The organism is Bradyrhizobium sp. B039 (assembly GCF_038965675.1).
Taxonomy (GTDB): domain Bacteria; phylum Pseudomonadota; class Alphaproteobacteria; order Rhizobiales; family Xanthobacteraceae; genus Bradyrhizobium; species Bradyrhizobium diazoefficiens.
This window is the reverse complement of record NZ_CP152416.1, coordinates 131,806-148,260: the sequence shown is the minus strand read 5'-3', so window position 1 is coordinate 148,260 and position 16,455 is coordinate 131,806. Positions and strand designations below refer to the sequence as shown.

Sequence of the window (16,455 nt, the reverse complement as noted above, 5' to 3'; positions counted from 1 at the left end):
CCTTATCGCCCGATGATCATCGCGCGCAGGCTCTTCGGCACCAGCAGCGCGAGCAGGACGTGAATGACGAGGAAGGCGCAGATCGCGGCCATGCAGAAGAAGTGCACGTAGCGCGCGGTCGGATAGTCGCCGAACAGCATCACGAGATAATAGAGCTGCACCGGCTTCCACATCCCCAGGCCGGAGAGCACGATCAGCACGCCGACGACGATGATGCCGGCATAGAGCAGTCGCTGCACGTAATTGTAGACGGTGAGATCGTCATGGCCGAGCTTGAAGGTCAGCGCGGCCCTGACGTCGTGGAGCACGCCGGACGGGGTGATCGGCAGCAGCTTCTTGCGGAAGCGGCCGGTGGCGAAGCCGGTGACGAGATAGGCAAGGCCGTTGATCATCAACAGCCACATCGCCGCAAAATGCCAGAGCAGGCCGCCGCCGAGCCAGCCGCCAAGCGTGTACTCGCGCGGGAAACTGAAACCGAACAGCGGCGAGGCGTTGTAGATCTGCCAGCCCGACAGGATCATCAGGATCATGGCAAGAGCGTTGATCCAATGCATGAGGCGGACCCAGGCCGGCTGGATCACTTTGGCCGGGCTGGACCGGACCTGCTCGTCGGTGACTGTAAGGCTCGCCATGGTGGTTCCGTCCTGAACGTCGTGTGACACCGAATATACGCCGATGCGTCCGCTTTCGTTACGCCTGCGCACGACATCGAGTCGATGCCGGCAGGCTATGCTGGTCACAAAAATGCGAGCCGGGTGCCCCCGGCTCGCCGTCTCAAAGCACCCTGTCGGGGATGAAACAGGACGCCGCGGTGTTACGTCGCCGGCATCAGCACGGTGTCGACCACATGGATCACGCCGTTCGACTGGTTGACGTTGGAAATCGTCACCATCGAGGTGCCGCCCTTGGCGTCGACGATCCAGGTCTTGCCGTCCATCTTCTTCACCGTCAGCTCCTCGCCTTCGGCGGTCTTCAGCTTCTTGCCGTCGGTGAGGTCGGAGGCCTCGAGCTTGCCGGGCACGACATGGTAGGTGAGGATCTTGGTCAGCGCCGCCTTGTTCTCGGGCTTGACCAGATTGTCGACGGTGCCGGCCGGCAGCTTGCCGAAGGCCGCGTTGGTCGGCGCGAACACCGTGAACGGACCCTTGCTTTCCAGCGTCGGCACGAGACCGGCCGCCTTCACCGCCGCCACCAGCGTGGTGTGGTCCTTGGAGTTGACCGCGTTCTGGACGATGTTCTTGGACGGGAACATTGCGGCGCCGCCGACCATGACGGTCTTCTCCTCGGCGCGAGCGGGCGCGACGACGGTCGCGGTGATGGCGAGGGCGCTGAAGGCGGCGGCAGCGAGATAGGCAATACGCTTCGACATGGAGGGTCTCCCGATTGAATTGAGACCGGCAATGGCCGGTGCTTGAGTTGGGGCAACAACGGCGGCTGCGGCAGTTTGGCGTGAAGCAGCAGCGCGTCGTTGGACCGAACTACGGGAGGGTTTGCAAAGTGGTTTCGGAGAAAAATTCTTTGTGATGCGTGAAACTATGTGCGGGGACGTTCGTGTGTGAGCGGGCGCACCACACATCTCAGGAGCCGTAGGGTGGGCAAAGACGCGCATGCGCCGCGCCCACCATCTCGCGCTCGATTGAGATAGGCATGGTGGGCACGCTTCGCTTGGCCCACCCTACAATCCTCAATCCCTGTTGTTCGGCGTCTGGATGAACCCGCGATTATACGTCGGGCTGATCAGGAGCTCGTTGATGCAGACTCGCGCCGGCATCGATGCGATGAAGGCGATGGTGCGGCCGAGGTCTTCGGATTGCAGCATCCTGGCCTGCTCCTCCTCGCTCGGCACCACCGGGCGCAGCTTCAGGATCGGGGTCGCGACCTCACCCGGCATCAGGCAACAGGCGCGCAGGCCGTTGACGCATTCGTCCATGTTGAAGGAATGGGTCAGCGCCAGCACCGCGTGCTTGGTCGTGGTGTAGGCAGGACCCGGCATCTTCGAAACGTGCCGGCCGGCCCAGGACGAGACGTTGATGATCGCGCCGTCCTTTTGCTTGCGCATCGTCGGCAGCACCGCGCGCATGCAATAGAGCACGCCGTTGAGGTTGACCTGGACCAGCTTGTCCCAGCCCTCCAGCTCCATGTCCTTCCAGCTTCGCTTCGGGACATTGATACCGGCATTGTTGACCAGGAGATCGATACGACCGTGCTTGGCGACGATCTGATCGGCCGCCTTCTGGGCCTCGGCGGCGTTGGACACGTCCAGCGCGATGGCCTCGGCCGCCCCGCCCGCCCCGATGATCTTGGCAACTACGGTATCCAGGGCATCCTTGCGGCGGCCCGAGACCACCACCGTCCAGCCGTCGGCAGCTAACGCCTCGGCGCCGGCCTCCCCGATGCCGCTGCCGCCGCCCGTGACCCAGGCCACACGTTTCCCATTTTTGGTCATGCAAACTGTCTCCGTTGCTTCATCGGGGCGGTTTTTGCTAATCCAGCCCTCGGTTTTGACCGACCTTGTCTTACAAGCCTTGCGGTCGAGGAAATCTTGCATGAACCGAGCTGCCAACGCCAACCTGTTTTCCCGCCTGTTCGATGGCCTGGACGATCCCAAACGCCTCGCGATCGAGACGCATGACGGCGCCCGTATCAGCTATGGCGATCTGATCGCGCGAGCCGGGCAAATGGCGAACGTGCTGGTCGCGCGCGGCGTGAAGCCTGGCGACCGCGTCGCGGTACAGGTCGAGAAGTCGGTCGCGAACATCGTGCTTTATCTCGCCACGGTGCGGGCCGGCGCGGTCTACCTGCCGCTCAACACCGCCTATACGCTGAACGAGCTCGATTACTTCATCGGCGATGCCGAGCCGTCGCTGGTGGTCTGCGATCCCTCCAAGGCGGAAGGCCTCGCCCCGATCGCCGCGAAGGTGAAGGCCGGGGTCGAGACGCTCGGCCCCGACGGCAAGGGCTCGCTGACGGAGGCCGCCGACAAGGCAAGCAGCGCGTTTACGACGGTGCCGCGCGAAAACGACGATCTGGCCGCGATCCTCTACACGTCGGGCACCACCGGCCGCTCCAAGGGGGCGATGCTCACCCACGACAATCTCGCGTCGAACTCGCTCTCGCTCGTCGGCTACTGGCACTTCACCGACAAGGACGTGCTGATCCACGCGCTGCCGATCTACCATACGCACGGCCTGTTCGTGGCGACCAACGTGACGCTGTTTTCGCGGGCGTCGATGATCTTCCTGCCGAAGCTCGACCCTGACCTGATCATCAAGCTGATGGCGCGCGCCACCGTGCTGATGGGCGTGCCGACCTTCTATACCCGCCTCCTGCAAAATGCCGCGCTGTCGCGCGAGACCACCAGGCACATGCGGCTGTTCATTTCGGGCTCGGCGCCGCTGCTCGCCGAAACCCATCGCGAATGGTCGGCGCGCACCGGACATGCCGTGCTCGAGCGCTACGGCATGACCGAGACCAACATGAACACGTCGAACCCCTATGACGGCGAGCGCGTGCCCGGCGCGGTCGGTTTTCCCCTCCCCGGCGTCTCCCTGCGCGTGACCGACCCCGAGACCGGCAAGGAGCTGCCGCGCGAGGAGATCGGCATGATCGAGGTCAAGGGCCCGAACGTGTTCAAGGGCTACTGGCGCATGCCGGAGAAGACCAGGGCGGAATTCCGGCCCGACGGCTTCTTCATCACCGGCGACCTCGGCAAGATCGACGGCAAGGGCTACGTCCACATCCTCGGCCGCGGCAAGGATCTCGTGATCTCCGGCGGCTTCAACGTCTACCCGAAGGAAATCGAGAGCGAGATCGACGCGATGCCCGGCGTGGTCGAGTCCGCCGTGATCGGCGTACCGCATGCCGATTTCGGCGAGGGCGTCACGGCCGTGCTGGTCTGCAACAAGGGTGCCGAGGTCAACGAGGCCTCCGTGCTGAAAGCGCTCGACGGCCGGCTCGCCAAATTCAAGATGCCCAAGCGCGTCTTCGTGGTCGACGAGCTGCCGCGCAACACCATGGGCAAGGTGCAGAAGAACGTGCTGCGGGATACCTATAAGGATATCTACGCGAAGAAATAGACATCGCGTTGCTCCAAAACCGCGCCACACTCTCGCTGTCGTCCTGGCGAAAGCCAGGACCCATTACCCCAGGGAGAAGTTGCGGCACGAAGCTGGCAACCACGAGTCTTCGCCAAACCACTCCTTGGGGTAATGGGTCCCGGATCGGCGCTCGCTGCGCGAGCTTGTCCAGGACGACGTTGGAGTTGGCATAGCGCGCTCTCTCAACAACGTCATTGCGAGCGCAGCGAAGCAATCCAGACTGCCGCCGCGGAGAGATTCTGGATTGCTTCGCTGCGCTCGCAATGACGGAGCTCGTGGCGTCTACTGCCCGCCCACCAGGCTCATCACAAACCGGCTGCCGACAATAAACAGATAGCACCCGAACGCAGTCTCCAGCGTGCGCTTCGACATCGCATGCGCGGCTCTCACGCCGAGCGGCGCCGTAACCAAGCTCATCGGCATTACCAGCACGGCCCCGATCAGCGAGACGTAGCCGAGCGCGAACGGGACTTGCAGCGCTGCGACGGCCGGATAGCTCGCCGCCGCCGGCCAGCCGGCATAGATGTAGCCGAGTGCGCCGGGGATCGAGATCAGCACCGCGAGCGCCGACGACGTCGCGACCGCCTGATGGATCGGCCGGCCGTAGAAGGTCATCAGCAGGTTCGAGAACAAGCCGCCGCCGATGCCCATCAGCGTCGACAGGATACCGACGCAGAAGCCGTAGATCCGCATCACCGGGCCTTTCGGCAGGTCGTCGCCGAGCTTCCAGGTTTCGCGCGCGAAGATCAGCCGCACGGCGGCCGACCAGGCGACGCAGACGAACACGATCTTGAACAGCCGCTCCGGCGCGTGGCGCGCGACCACGCTGCCGGCGACGACGCCGATCACGATCGGCAGCCACCAGACGCGCAGGATCGCCATGTCGACGGCGCCGCGCTTGTAATGCGCCTGGAACGAGCGAATCGAGGTCGGGATGATCACCGCAAGCGAGGTGCCGACGCAGAGCGGCATGCGCACCTCGAGCGGCACGCCGGCGATGCGGAAGCATTCGTAGAACACCGGCACGAGAATCGCGCCGCCGCCGATTCCGAACACACCGGCCAGAAATCCCGAGAGCGCGCCCGTTGCGATCAGCAGCAACGCGAGCTCCACGATCTCCCTGATATCAAGTCCCGCCATCAGCACGTCCAAAGTCTGTTCTCAACGATAGGGATAGACCCTTTCGCATTGCGCGACTATCGGCGAAGCTGGGTAGACTATCTTGCTGAAAACGGAAGGATGGCCATGGACCAGCTCGCGGCGATGGCGACCTTTGTCCGGGCTGTCGACAGCGGCAGCCTGTCCGCGGCGGCGCGGTCGTTGCCGAGCTCGCTGACGGCAGTGAGCCGGCAGATTTCGGCGCTCGAACAGCATTTCGGCACGCGCCTGCTGGTGCGTACGACGCGGCAGCTGGCGCTCACGGACGACGGCCGCATGCTGTACGAGCGCGCCAAGTCGATCCTCGGCGAGGTCAAGGAGATCGAGGAGGCGCTGGCGGGAAGCCGCCGCGAGCCGTCGGGGCGCCTGCGCGTGAGTGCGCCGACATTGATGGGGCGCCTGCTGATCGCACCGCTGCTGGGCGACTTTCTGCGCGCCTGTCCCTCGCTGTCGGTCGATCTGCTGCTGGTCGATCGCAACGTCAACCTGATCGAGGAGGACGTCCATCTGGCGCTTCGCGTCGGGCGCATTCCCGATTCCCAGCTCGTGACGCGGAAACTCGCGGAGGTGCAGATGATCCATTGCGCCTCGCCTGGCTACCTCGCGCGCCGCGGCGAGCCGCAGAGCCCGTCCGATCTGCCGCGGCATGATTGCCTGGTGTTCTCCGATGCGCCGGGTGCAGCGACCTGGCGATTCGGCCGCGACGCGAAGGGCGGATCGCGAATCAGGATAGCGGGACGGCTCTGGGTCAACAGTCTCGACGCGCTCGCCAGCGCCGCGGAGAACGGCGCCGGCATCGTCCGCGTGCCGTCATGGCAGGTGGAAAGGCAACTTGCCGAGGGGCGCCTGCGTCGTCTGTTGCGTGAGCATGAACCTGCTCCGGCTCCGCTCCACGCGCTCTATCAGCCGTCGCGCCTGGGGTCGGCGAAGATTCGTGCATTCATCGATTTCCTGGTCGAGCGATGGCGCGGCAGCGATCCCCTCGGACGCTGATTCCTGCGGCGGGGTGGGATGCAGGCCGCGCATATCCACCCGTCAGACGAAAAATCGGTGCGCGCGGCGGAAATCGAAATTGCCTCGCCGGCGATTCGTGCCGACGTGGGCATCATGAACTGACTGGTTCGAACTCTGGCTGGCCCGCGGCGGCTTAGAGCCGTTCCAATAGTAATTTCAATGTGCCTCGGCCGTCGCCACAAAAGATGAATATACATTCTATTCTTTGTCGGCACACCATTGCTCTGGTATACCAAGCCCCTGATTGGCCTTGTTTCATCAACGCTGTAGCGCTGAACCACGGTTCGATTTATGGCGATTTGGTGATTGCGCCGGCCAAATCGACTCCGTAAATAGAGCCGACCTTTCGCGATCCCCGCGCGCCCCCTGCTGGGCCGCTACACAACATCAAAGCCCATGACCGCACGGATCGAACGACCGCTTTCACCACACATGCAAGTCTACCGCTGGACGTTGACGATGGCGCTGTCCATCGTCCATCGCGCCACCGGTATCGCCCTCTATGCCGGAACCCTGCTGCTGGCCTGGTGGCTGATCGCGGCGGCCTCCGGCCCCGCCGCCTATTCCCATGTCCAGGCCTTCACCGGCAGCATCATCGGCCGGCTGATCGTGTTCGGCTACACCTGGGCGCTGATGCACCATATGCTGAGCGGCATCCGGCACTTCGTCTGGGACCTCGGCTACGGCTTCAAGGCCAATGAGCGCGAAGCGCTGACCTGGGGCGCGCTGATCGGCGGCATCGTGCTGACGGTGCTGATCTGGATCGTCGCCTACGCGATCGGAGGTGGACGATGAGCGCAACCGATACGCCGAAGCGCAGCATGCGCACCCCGCTCGGCCGCGTCCGCAATCTCGGCGCGGCGCATTCGGGCACGTCGGACTTCTGGCGCCAGCGCATCACCGGCGTCGCGATGGTGCTGATGATGATCCCGGTGATCGTGATCATCGTGATGCTGTTCGGCCGCAACCAGGCCTTCGTAGCGCAGACCATCGGCTCGCTGCCAATCGCCATCATCATGCTGCTCTTCATCTTCGCCAGCGCCTGGCACATGAAGATCGGCATGCAGGTGGTGATCGAGGACTACGTCCATAACGAGAAGCTGAAGCTCACGGCGATCATGCTCAACAACTTCTTCTCGATCGCCGTGGCACTCGCCTCGACCTACGCGATCCTGAAACTTTCATCCGGAGTGTAACCCATGGCCAACGAGACGAATGGCAAGGGCAACGGCGCTCCCGCCACCAACGGAAAAGCCTATCCCATCGAAGACCACACCTATGACGTCGTCGTGGTCGGCGCCGGCGGCGCGGGACTGCGCGCCGTGGTCGGCTGCAGCGAGGCGGGCCTGCGCACGGCCTGCATCACCAAGGTGTTTCCGACCCGCTCGCACACGGTCGCGGCGCAAGGCGGCATCTCCGCCTCGCTCGGCAACATGCACAAGGACGACTGGCGCTGGCACATGTACGACACCGTGAAGGGGTCGGACTGGCTGGGCGACCAGGACGCGATCGAATACATGGTGCGCAACGCGCCCGACGCGGTCTACGAGCTCGAACATTGGGGCGTGCCGTTCTCGCGCACCGAGGACGGCAAGATCTACCAGCGCCCGTTCGGCGGCATGACGTTGGACTTCGGCAAGGGTCAGGCGCAGCGCACCTGCGCCGCCGCGGACCGCACCGGCCATGCCATGCTGCACACGATGTACGGCCAGTCGCTGCGTCACGCGGCCGAGTTCTTCATCGAGTTCTTCGCCATCGACCTGATCATGGACGACCAGGGCACCTGCCGCGGCGTCATCGCGCTCAAGCTCGATGACGGCACGCTGCATCGCTTCCGCGCCCAGACCGTGATTCTCGCGACCGGCGGCTACGGCCGCGCCTATGCCTCCTGCACCTCGGCGCACACCTGCACCGGCGACGGCGGCGGCATGGTGCTGCGCGCCGGCCTGCCGATGCAGGACATGGAGTTTGTGCAGTTCCATCCGACCGGCATCTACGGCTCGGGCTGTCTCGTCACCGAAGGCGCGCGCGGCGAAGGCGGCTATCTCGTCAACTCCGAGGGCGAGCGCTTCATGGAGCGCTATGCGCCGTCGGCCAAGGACCTCGCATCGCGCGACGTCGTCTCGCGCGCGATGACCATCGAGATCCGTGAAGGGCGCGGCGTCGGCAAGAAGAAGGACCACATCTTCCTTCATCTCGACCATCTCGATCCCGCGGTGCTGGCCGAGCGCCTGCCGGGCATCTCCGAATCCGCGAAGATCTTCGCCAATGTCGACGTGACGCGCGAGCCGATCCCGATCGTGCCGACCGTGCACTACAACATGGGCGGCATCCCGACGAACTATCACGGCGAAGTGCTGACCAAGAAGGACGGCGACGACAACGCCGTCATCCCCGGCCTGATGGCGATCGGCGAAGCGGCCTGCGTCTCCGTGCACGGCGCCAACCGTCTCGGCTCCAACTCGCTGATCGACCTCGTGGTGTTCGGCCGCGCCGCCGCGCTGCGGCTGGCCGAGAAGCTCACGCCCAACGCCAAGCAGCCCGAGCTGCCGGCGAACTCCGCCGAGCTCGCGCTCGGCCGCCTCGATCATTACCGCTACGCCTCCGGCGGCACGCCGACCGCAAAGCTGCGCGAAGGCATGCAGCACGTGATGCAGAGCAACTGTGCCGTGTTCCGCACCGGCGAAGTCCTGAGCGAAGGCCAGAACCTGATCGAGAAGGTCCACAGCGGCATCACCGACATCGCCGTGTCCGACCGCTCGCTGGTGTGGAATTCGGACCTCGTCGAGACGCTGGAGTTCGACAATCTGATCGCGCAGGCGGTGGTGACGATGAACTCGGCCGCCAACCGCACCGAGAGCCGCGGCGCCCACGCCCGCGAGGATTTTTCCGAGCGCGACGACAAGAACTGGATGAAGCACACGCTGGCCTGGCTGGACGATGCCGGCAAGGTCAAGATCGAGTACCGCCCGGTTCACGACTACACCATGACCAACGACGTGCAGTACATCCCGCCCAAGGCGCGCGTGTACTGATCGAACAGTAGCCGTCATTCCGGGGCGATGCGCAGCATCGACCCCGGAATCTCGAGATTCCGGGTCTGGTCCTTCGGACCATCCCGGAATGACGAAAGGTTAGAGCAATGGTTGAATTCGCACTTCCGAAGAACTCCAAGATCACCGGCGGCAAGACCTGGCCGAAGCCCGCGGGCGCGACTGACGTTCGCGAATTCCGCGTCTATCGCTGGAATCCGGACGACGGCAAGAATCCGAGCGTCGACACCTACTACGTCGACACCAATGATTGCGGTCCGATGGTGCTGGACGGCCTGATCTGGATCAAGAACAACATCGACCCGTCGCTGACCTTCCGCCGCTCCTGCCGCGAAGGCGTCTGCGGCTCCTGCGCCATGAACATCGACGGCCAGAACACGCTGGCCTGCACCCGCTCGATGCACGACGTGAAGGACGGCGCGGTGAAGATCAATCCGCTGCCGCACCAGCCGGTCGTGAAGGACCTGGTTCCCGACCTCACCAATTTCTACGCGCAGTATGCCTCCGTCGAGCCGTGGCTGAAGACGACCTCGCCGACGCCGCAGAAGGAATGGCGCCAGAGCCACGAGGACCGCGAGAAGCTCGACGGCCTCTACGAGTGCATCCTCTGCGCCTGCTGCTCGACCTCATGCCCGAGCTATTGGTGGAACAGCGACCGCTATCTCGGCCCCGCCGCGCTGCTGCAGGCCAACCGCTGGGTCTCCGATTCGCGGGACGAGGCGACCGGCGAGCGGCTCGACAATCTCGAGGACCCGTTCCGGCTCTACCGCTGCCACACCATCATGAACTGCGCCAAGGCCTGCCCGAAGGGCCTCAACCCGGCGGAAGCCATCGCCGAGCTCAAGCTCAAGATGGTCGAACGGCAGATCTAGACCTGATTCACGCATCGATCCCCGGCCGAAATGGCCGGGGCCTGCGACGGCTGGCGTCAATTTGAGTAGATTTTTCCGCCAACCCGCGCCGCGGGCGATTATCTGGAATTGCAACCACCGGTTCCGGTCATAAGCGGCTTCCTTCCCAGCGGGAAATTCAGTTAAGCTCGGGTCCAGGGACCGGAGCGACTGTGCAGGGTGCGCAACGCAATTCGCTGAAGCTGTTGCAGTGGATGATGGCGGCATCCCTGGCATTGCCGATTGCCCTGTTCGCGATCGCCGCCACGATCTCCTACACATCGACCAAAGATATCGCCGACCGCGAGATCGAGCGCACCCTCGACGTCGCGCATGAGCACGCGCTCAAGGTGTTCGAGACCATCGACCGCAGCCTTGCCGAGCTCAACGAGGTCGTGCGCGGCCTCCCCGACGACCTCGTCCGCGCGCGCGAACCGGCGCTGCACCGTCGCCTGAGGCGGCTGGCCGATTCGCTGCCGCAGCTCAAATCGGCCTGGATCTTCGATGCGGACGGAAAGGCGCTGGTCAACAGCCTCGCCTCGCCGCCGCCGGAGCTGAGCTTCGCGGACCGCGACTACTTCTACGCCCATGTCGACCAGGCCATCGGCACGTTCATCGGCATGCCCCTGACGCCGCGTCCGCCCTATCAGGGTGCGCGCTTCTTCGGGATGAGCCGCCGCCGCGACTCCGACGACGGCAGCTTCATCGGCGTGATCCAGGCCTCCGTCCTGCCGGAATATTTCGAGAGCTTTTACGCCAGGATCGGCTCCGATCCCGGTAGCTTCTTCGCGATGGGTCGCGCCGACGGCGTGGTGCTGGCGCATTTTCCGCGGCTCGACCGCGACCTTCGGCTCGATCCAGGCGGGCCGGTCGGCCGCCAGATCGCCGCGCACCCCGCGCACGGGCTCATGACCATCGCCTGGCCGTCAGACGGGATCGAGCGCCGGCTCGGCTACAGGCGCATCGCCGAATATCCGATCTATGTCAGCGCGGGGCTCGAGACCTCGGCGATCCGCGCGCGCTGGCTCGCCACAATGGGCCAGCATCTGGTGTTCGGCGTTCCCGCGACCGCACTGCTGTTCCTGCTGCTCGCGTTCGCCTTCCGGCGCACCCAGCATCTCCAGACCGAAGCCGCAAAGCGGCGCGAGGCCGAGGAGGCGCTCAAGCACAGCCAGCGCCTGGAGGCGCTGGGCCAGCTCACCGGCGGCGTCGCACACGACTTCAACAATCTGCTGACCGTGATCCGCGCCTCCGTCGACCTCTTGAACCGGCCGCAACTGACGGAGGAGCGGCGGCAGCGCTACATGACCGCGATCGCGGATGCGGTCGCGCGCGCCGCCAGGCTAACGTCGCAGCTCCTCGCCTTCGCGCGGCGCCAGACCCTGAAACCGGAGGTGTTCGACGTCGGCGAACGGATGCAGTCGCTGCACGACATGCTCGCTACCCTGCTGGGACCCGCGATCGAGATCGCGACACAGCTGCCGGCCGAGCCGTGCCTCGTCAATGCCGATGCCAGCCAGTTCGAGACGGCGCTGATCAACATGGCGACCAATGCGCGCGATGCCATGCAGGGCAAGGGCCGGATCAGCTTCAAGGTCGAGGTGGCGACGACCGTTCCGGACACGCTGGCGCATCTTCCGGGCGGTCATATCCCTGACAGCAATGGCTTCGTCTGCGTCGTCGTCAGCGATACCGGAATCGGCATTCCGGCCGCGCGCCTCGGGCGCATCTTCGAGCCGTTCTTCACCACCAAGCAGGTCGGCCACGGCACGGGTCTTGGCCTTTCCCAGGTGTTTGGCTTTGCCCGGCAATCCGGCGGCGAGGTGACGGTCACGAGCGAAGTCGGCCAGGGCAGCACCTTCTCGCTCTATTTGCCGCGCGTGCCGGCGGACTTGCTGCCGCAGCAGCAGGCGCCGAACACCGCACCGGCGCTGCCGGGCAGCGGCATGTCGGTGCTGGTGGTCGAGGACAATATCGAGCTCGCCAATTTCGCCGCCGATGGACTGACCGAGCTCGGCTACAGCATCACCCTGGTCGACAACGCCGCCGACGCGCTCGCCGAGCTGGTCGTGGACACGGATCGTTTCGACGTCGTGTTCTCGGATGTGGTCATGCCCGGCATGACCGGGCTCGAACTAGCGCGGGCGATCCGCGATCGCGGCATCGGCGCACCGGTCGTGCTGACCACCGGCTACAGCGAGGCGCTGGCGCAGGACGGCAGCGACGGTTTCGAACTCGTGCAAAAGCCCTATTCGATCGAGGAGCTGTCGCAGATCCTCCACAGAGCCGCGCGGCTGCGGCGGGTACGCGGTGGCGCGGCCGAATAGCCCGGCCTCGGAACCGCTGGGAACCGACTGATTTCCCTTGCGTTGTCCGGCCATGCAAAAACCGGCCGGGAAGCGCGAACAGGGCAAGAAGCCGCCCATCATCGAAATCGAGGGCGAGACTGGCGAGGACGTGGCTCCGCCCCCGCCCGAGGAGCTCGAACCCGATCCCGAGCTGTCACCTGAGGAGGCCGAGCAGGCGCGCAAGGATTATCTGCTGACCCGCTTCTGGATCAGCGCGCGCGGCTTCTGGGGCCGCAACGGCGATCGCCTCGCATGGCCGTTCTCGATCGGCCTCGGCATGCTGATCGTCCTCACCGTCGCCTTCCAGTACGGCATCAATGTCTGGAATCGCGCGATCTTCGACGCCATCGAGAAGCGCGATGCGACCAGCGTGTTTCATCTCACCGCGGTGTTCGTGCCGCTCGCGATCGGCAGCATCGTGCTCGGCGTGGCCCAGGTGTTCGCGCGGATGGGCATCCAGCGGCGCTGGCGGGCCTGGCTCACGGCAAGCGTGCTGACGCGCTGGCTCGCCAACGGGCGCTACTACCAGCTCAACCTCGTCGGCGGCGACCACAAGAATCCCGAATACCGGATCGCGGAGGATCTGCGCATCGCGACCGATTCGCCGGTCGATTTCCTCGCCGGCGTCACCTCGGCACTGCTGTCGGCGGTGACCTTCATCGTGGTGCTCTGGACCATCGGCGGCGCGCTCACGATCGCGCTGGGTGGATCGACCATCACCATTCCCGGCTTCCTCGTGATCGCCGCGATCCTCTACGCCGCGATCGCATCGAGCTCGATCGTGGTGATCGGCCGCCGATTCGTGCAGATCTCCGAAGACAAGAACCAGGCCGAGGCCGATTTCCGCTACACCCTGACGCGCGTGCGCGAGAACGGCGAGAGCATCGCGCTGCTCGGCGGCGAGGAGGAGGAGCGCGGCGGCATCGACCGCAATTTCACCAACGTGCTGCGGCAATGGGCGCGGCTCGCCGGCCAGCACATGCGCACCACGCTGGTGTCGCAGGGATCGAACCTCGTTGCACCGGTGGTGCCTCTGCTGCTCTGCGCGCCCAAATTCCTCGACGGCAGCATGACGCTCGGACAGGTGATGCAGGCGGCCTCCGCCTTCACCATCGTGCAGGGCGCGTTCGGCTGGCTGGTCGACAATTATCCGAGGCTGGCCGACTGGAACGCCTGCGCGCGCCGCATCGCCTCGCTGATGATGTCGCTGGACGGCCTCGAGCGCGCCGAGCAGGGCGACGGCATCGGCCGCATCAAGCGTGGCGAGACCAGCAACGAGGCGATGCTGGAGCTGAACGACCTCTCGGTCACGCTCGACGACGGCACCGCCGTGGTCGGCGAGACCGAGGTGGTGATCGAGCCCGGCGAGCGCCTGCTGGTCGCCGGCGAATCCGGCACCGGCAAGAGCACGCTGGTGCGCGCCATTGCGGGGCTGTGGCCGTGGGGCGGCGGCAGCGTCAATTTCCATCCCGACCGGCGGCTGTTCATGCTGCCGCAGCGGCCTTACGTGCCCTCCGGATCCCTGCGCCGCGCGGTCGCCTATCCCGGGGCCGAAGACGACTGGACCGTGGACGAAATCGGAGAAGCCTTGCACAAGGTCGGCCTCGACCATCTCAAGGAGAAGATCGAGGAAGAGGGGCCGTGGGACCAGACGCTGTCCGGCGGCGAGAAGCAGCGCCTCGCCTTCGCGCGGCTCCTGCTGCACAACCCCGACATCGTCGTCCTGGACGAGGCGACCTCGGCGCTCGACGAGAAGAGCCAGGACAAGATGATGAAGATGGTCACCGACGCGCTGCCGAAGGCGACCATCGTCAGCGTCGCGCACCGCGTCGAGCTGGAAGCCTTCCACAGCCGCAAGATCGTGCTGGAGCGGCGCAAGGGCGGCGCCAAGCTCGTCAGCGACATCGACCTGATCCCGCGCAAGGGCCGGCGCAGGCTGCTCGGCCGCTTCCTGCGCCCGCGCAAGCCAGCGCCGACAAGGGCGGCGTGAAGCACTTCTCTCTCCCTCGTCGTCCCGGACAAGCGCAGCGAAGCGGAGCGCCGATCCGGGACCCATACCCACAGGGAGAGATTTGGCGAAGCCTCGGAGTGGGAGTTTGGCGTCACGACTCCTCCCTGGGGTTACGGGTCCCGGGCTCGCTTCGCGCCCCGGGACGACACCGGTGATCGAGCGTTGGAGTCCCCGGCAAAACCGGCTATGCATGCGCCGCTTGCAACGAGGACCACCTGCTTGACGACCTACAACGCCCCTTCGTCCGCGCCGTTCGGCACGTTTGCGCCGAATGCGGCGCAGGCCGCGATCATTCGCCTCGCGACGCAATCGGGGCTGAAGCGCGGCGCGTTCCGGCCCTGGCTGTCGCGGCTGGTCAATCTGCTGCGCGGCGGTCCGGTCGACGTGCAGTATCAGGGCGCCTCGTTCCGCTTCTACCACCAGGGCAGCGCGACCGAGCGCGGCGCGCTGTTCAACCCCGACTACAATCTCGACGAGCTCGACTTCCTGCGCCAGCACACGCCGGCGGGCGGCGTGTTCGTGGACGTCGGCGCCAATGTCGGCACGTTTGCCCTGGTGATGGCGCGGCAGGTCGGGCCCGCAGGCAAGGTGATCGCGATCGAGCCGCATCCGCTGACCTTCGGACGTCTCTCCTTCAACCACGCCGCATCGAAAGCGACGCAGGTCCGCCTGGTGCAGGCCGCAGCAGGCGACAGCGACGGCGAGCTGATGATCGAGAGCGGCGGCGGCAATCTCGGTGCCACCCACGTCGTCACCGGCACGGCCGGCGCCGATGCGATCAAGGTCCCGTCGCTGCGCTTGATGCGCATTCTCGACGAGGCCGGCGTCACGCAGGTCGACGCGCTCAAGATCGACGTCGAAGGCTTCGAGGACCGCGTGCTGACCGGCTTCTTCCGCGACGCGCCGCAAGCGCTGTGGCCACGCGCGGTGGTGATCGAGCATCTGTCACAAAAGGAATGGCAGCAGGATTGTATTGCCGACATGGTCGCGCGCGGCTTTACGATCGCACGCAAGACACGAAGCAATACGTTCCTGTCACGCTGACAGGGGCGAACAACGGAGGTTGCGATGATCGACCATTTGGGTTTCTCCGTCTCCGACTATGAGCGCGCGAAAGCGTTCTATGCCAAGGCGCTGGCGCCGCTCGGCTACAGCCTGATCATGGAGGTCACGGCGGAGCAGACCGGCCACGATCCGGCCGCCGGCTTCGGTGCCGACGGCAAGCCGGATTTCTGGATTGGCGGCGAAGGCGCCATGAACAAGCCGGTGCATGTCGCGATCGCGGCAAAGGACCGCGCCACGGTCGACGCCTTCTACAAGGCGGCAATCGCGGCCGGTGGCCGCGACAACGGACCGCCCGGCATCCGTCCGCACTATCATCCGAACTATTACGGCGCCTTCGTGCGGGACCCCGACGGCCACAACATCGAGGCCGTCTGTCACGCGCCCGAATAGGCGCGCCCCGCGACGACGCGGCAAGGAACATCGGCGCGGCATCGCCGTTGTTGTCCTCTGGACAACCGAACTCGATGATGCCGATGCCGATCGAACCGCCCGAGATTCCACCGGCAACACCGGGGACTCCCACCGAGCCGCCGCCTGGAATTCCGCCGGGCAATCCTCAGCCCGAAATCACGCCGCCGGTGCACGAGCCCGGCGAATCACCGCGGCCCGACGAATTGCCGGGCCGCATGCCTGAAGAGATTCCAACGCGCGGGCCGAACGGGCCGCTCACTCCCGGTCCTGCGACGGACGCAACTCCGCGGCGGGATCACACATGAGGCGAACCATCGCATGTGAGGCGATTGCAACCCACGCCTGAATGCGCAATGAACGTCGGCATAATGAGGTGATTTGCGTGCAGAAATAAATCGGGCCGCGCCC

15 protein-coding genes are annotated in these 16,455 nt (G+C 65.4%); 11 read left to right on the top strand and 4 right to left on the bottom strand.

All coding sequences use genetic code 11. The annotated features are described in order from the left end of the window. Nucleotides 1-2: 2 nt before the first annotated feature. From AAFG50_RS00705 to AAFG50_RS00695, 3 genes are all read right to left on the bottom strand, one after another. Entirely contained in the window at nt 3-632 is a 630-nt protein-coding gene (locus AAFG50_RS00705) for a cytochrome b/b6 domain-containing protein (RefSeq protein ID WP_028174908.1), read from the bottom strand. 182 nt (nt 633-814) lie between these two features. Next, a complete protein-coding gene (locus tag AAFG50_RS00700) occupies nt 815-1,369 on the bottom strand; it encodes a fasciclin domain-containing protein (protein WP_028174909.1) in 555 nt (184 codons plus the stop codon). Nucleotides 1,370-1,684: 315 nt separating this feature from the next. Then, entirely contained in the window at nt 1,685-2,446 is a 762-nt protein-coding gene (locus AAFG50_RS00695) for an SDR family NAD(P)-dependent oxidoreductase (RefSeq protein ID WP_028174910.1), read from the bottom strand. A 100-nt stretch (nt 2,447-2,546) separates the two neighbouring features. Between AAFG50_RS00695 and AAFG50_RS00690 the strand changes: the two genes are divergently transcribed. Continuing rightward, nucleotides 2,547-4,076, top strand: a complete 1,530-nt coding sequence (locus AAFG50_RS00690; protein ID WP_028174911.1) for a malonyl-CoA synthase — start codon at nt 2,547-2,549, stop codon at nt 4,074-4,076. A gap of 303 nt (nt 4,077-4,379) precedes the next feature. On the opposite strand, the gene AAFG50_RS00685 is transcribed toward AAFG50_RS00690, so the two are convergent. Next, complete coding sequence (locus tag AAFG50_RS00685; protein WP_028174912.1) at nt 4,380-5,240, bottom strand: sulfite exporter TauE/SafE family protein; 861 nt, start codon at nt 5,238-5,240, stop codon at nt 4,380-4,382. A 102-nt stretch (nt 5,241-5,342) separates the two neighbouring features. Between AAFG50_RS00685 and AAFG50_RS00680 the strand changes: the two genes are divergently transcribed. The 10 genes from AAFG50_RS00680 to AAFG50_RS00635 all read left to right on the top strand — a co-directional run bounded on the left by AAFG50_RS00680 (nt 5,343) and on the right by AAFG50_RS00635 (nt 16,352). Further along, complete coding sequence (locus tag AAFG50_RS00680) at nt 5,343-6,248, top strand: LysR family transcriptional regulator (protein WP_028174913.1); 906 nt, start codon at nt 5,343-5,345, stop codon at nt 6,246-6,248. A gap of 417 nt (nt 6,249-6,665) precedes the next feature. Continuing rightward, nucleotides 6,666-7,064 (top strand): succinate dehydrogenase, cytochrome b556 subunit, encoded by a 399-nt coding sequence (sdhC, locus tag AAFG50_RS00675; RefSeq protein WP_011083343.1) that lies wholly within the window; start codon nt 6,666-6,668, stop codon nt 7,062-7,064. Further along, a complete protein-coding gene (gene sdhD / locus AAFG50_RS00670) occupies nt 7,061-7,465 on the top strand; it encodes a succinate dehydrogenase, hydrophobic membrane anchor protein (protein ID WP_011083344.1) in 405 nt (134 codons plus the stop codon). The genes sdhC and sdhD overlap by 4 nt, the downstream gene beginning before the upstream one ends. A 3-nt stretch (nt 7,466-7,468) precedes the next feature. After that, a complete protein-coding gene (gene sdhA, locus AAFG50_RS00665) occupies nt 7,469-9,304 on the top strand; it encodes a succinate dehydrogenase flavoprotein subunit (protein WP_011083345.1) in 1,836 nt (611 codons plus the stop codon). Between the two features lie 107 nt (nt 9,305-9,411). Beyond that, the gene (locus AAFG50_RS00660) at nt 9,412-10,194 is read left to right on the top strand and encodes a succinate dehydrogenase iron-sulfur subunit (RefSeq protein WP_011083346.1); all 783 of its coding nucleotides are present in this window, start codon (nt 9,412-9,414) and stop codon (nt 10,192-10,194) included. A 191-nt stretch (nt 10,195-10,385) separates the two neighbouring features. Then, nucleotides 10,386-12,539 carry an ATP-binding protein gene (locus AAFG50_RS00655; RefSeq protein ID WP_028174914.1) on the top strand — a complete coding sequence of 718 codons (2,154 nt, stop codon included), beginning with the start codon at nt 10,386-10,388 and terminating at the stop codon, nt 12,537-12,539. A 52-nt stretch (nt 12,540-12,591) separates the two neighbouring features. After that, entirely contained in the window at nt 12,592-14,550 is a 1,959-nt protein-coding gene (locus AAFG50_RS00650; protein WP_028174915.1) for an ABC transporter ATP-binding protein/permease, read from the top strand. A gap of 240 nt (nt 14,551-14,790) precedes the next feature. Further along, entirely contained in the window at nt 14,791-15,615 is an 825-nt protein-coding gene (locus AAFG50_RS00645) for an FkbM family methyltransferase (protein ID WP_028174916.1), read from the top strand. Nucleotides 15,616-15,639: 24 nt separating this feature from the next. After that, nucleotides 15,640-16,026, top strand: a complete 387-nt coding sequence (locus tag AAFG50_RS00640) for a VOC family protein (RefSeq protein WP_011083350.1) — start codon at nt 15,640-15,642, stop codon at nt 16,024-16,026. A gap of 83 nt (nt 16,027-16,109) precedes the next feature. Further along, complete coding sequence (locus tag AAFG50_RS00635; protein WP_053815100.1) at nt 16,110-16,352, top strand: hypothetical protein; 243 nt, start codon at nt 16,110-16,112, stop codon at nt 16,350-16,352. The last annotated feature ends 103 nt before the right edge of the window (nt 16,353-16,455 follow it).

What these genes read in the sequence shown, in the direction of transcription:
- AAFG50_RS00705 (WP_028174908.1), bottom strand. Translation starts at nt 632, where the DNA reads ATGGCGAGCCTTACAGTCACCGACGAGCAGGTCCGGTCCAGCCCGGCC.
- AAFG50_RS00700 (WP_028174909.1), bottom strand. Translation starts at nt 1,369, where the DNA reads ATGTCGAAGCGTATTGCCTATCTCGCTGCCGCCGCCTTCAGCGCCCTC.
- AAFG50_RS00695 (WP_028174910.1), bottom strand. Translation starts at nt 2,446, where the DNA reads ATGACCAAAAATGGGAAACGTGTGGCCTGGGTCACGGGCGGCGGCAGC.
- AAFG50_RS00690 (WP_028174911.1), top strand. Translation starts at nt 2,547, where the DNA reads ATGAACCGAGCTGCCAACGCCAACCTGTTTTCCCGCCTGTTCGATGGC.
- AAFG50_RS00680 (WP_028174913.1), top strand. Translation starts at nt 5,343, where the DNA reads ATGGACCAGCTCGCGGCGATGGCGACCTTTGTCCGGGCTGTCGACAGC.
- sdhC (WP_011083343.1), top strand. Translation starts at nt 6,666, where the DNA reads ATGACCGCACGGATCGAACGACCGCTTTCACCACACATGCAAGTCTAC.
- sdhD (WP_011083344.1), top strand. Translation starts at nt 7,061, where the DNA reads ATGAGCGCAACCGATACGCCGAAGCGCAGCATGCGCACCCCGCTCGGC.
- sdhA (WP_011083345.1), top strand. Translation starts at nt 7,469, where the DNA reads ATGGCCAACGAGACGAATGGCAAGGGCAACGGCGCTCCCGCCACCAAC.
- AAFG50_RS00660 (WP_011083346.1), top strand. Translation starts at nt 9,412, where the DNA reads ATGGTTGAATTCGCACTTCCGAAGAACTCCAAGATCACCGGCGGCAAG.
- AAFG50_RS00650 (WP_028174915.1), top strand. Translation starts at nt 12,592, where the DNA reads ATGCAAAAACCGGCCGGGAAGCGCGAACAGGGCAAGAAGCCGCCCATC.
- AAFG50_RS00640 (WP_011083350.1), top strand. Translation starts at nt 15,640, where the DNA reads ATGATCGACCATTTGGGTTTCTCCGTCTCCGACTATGAGCGCGCGAAA.
- AAFG50_RS00635 (WP_053815100.1), top strand. Translation starts at nt 16,110, where the DNA reads ATGCCGATCGAACCGCCCGAGATTCCACCGGCAACACCGGGGACTCCC.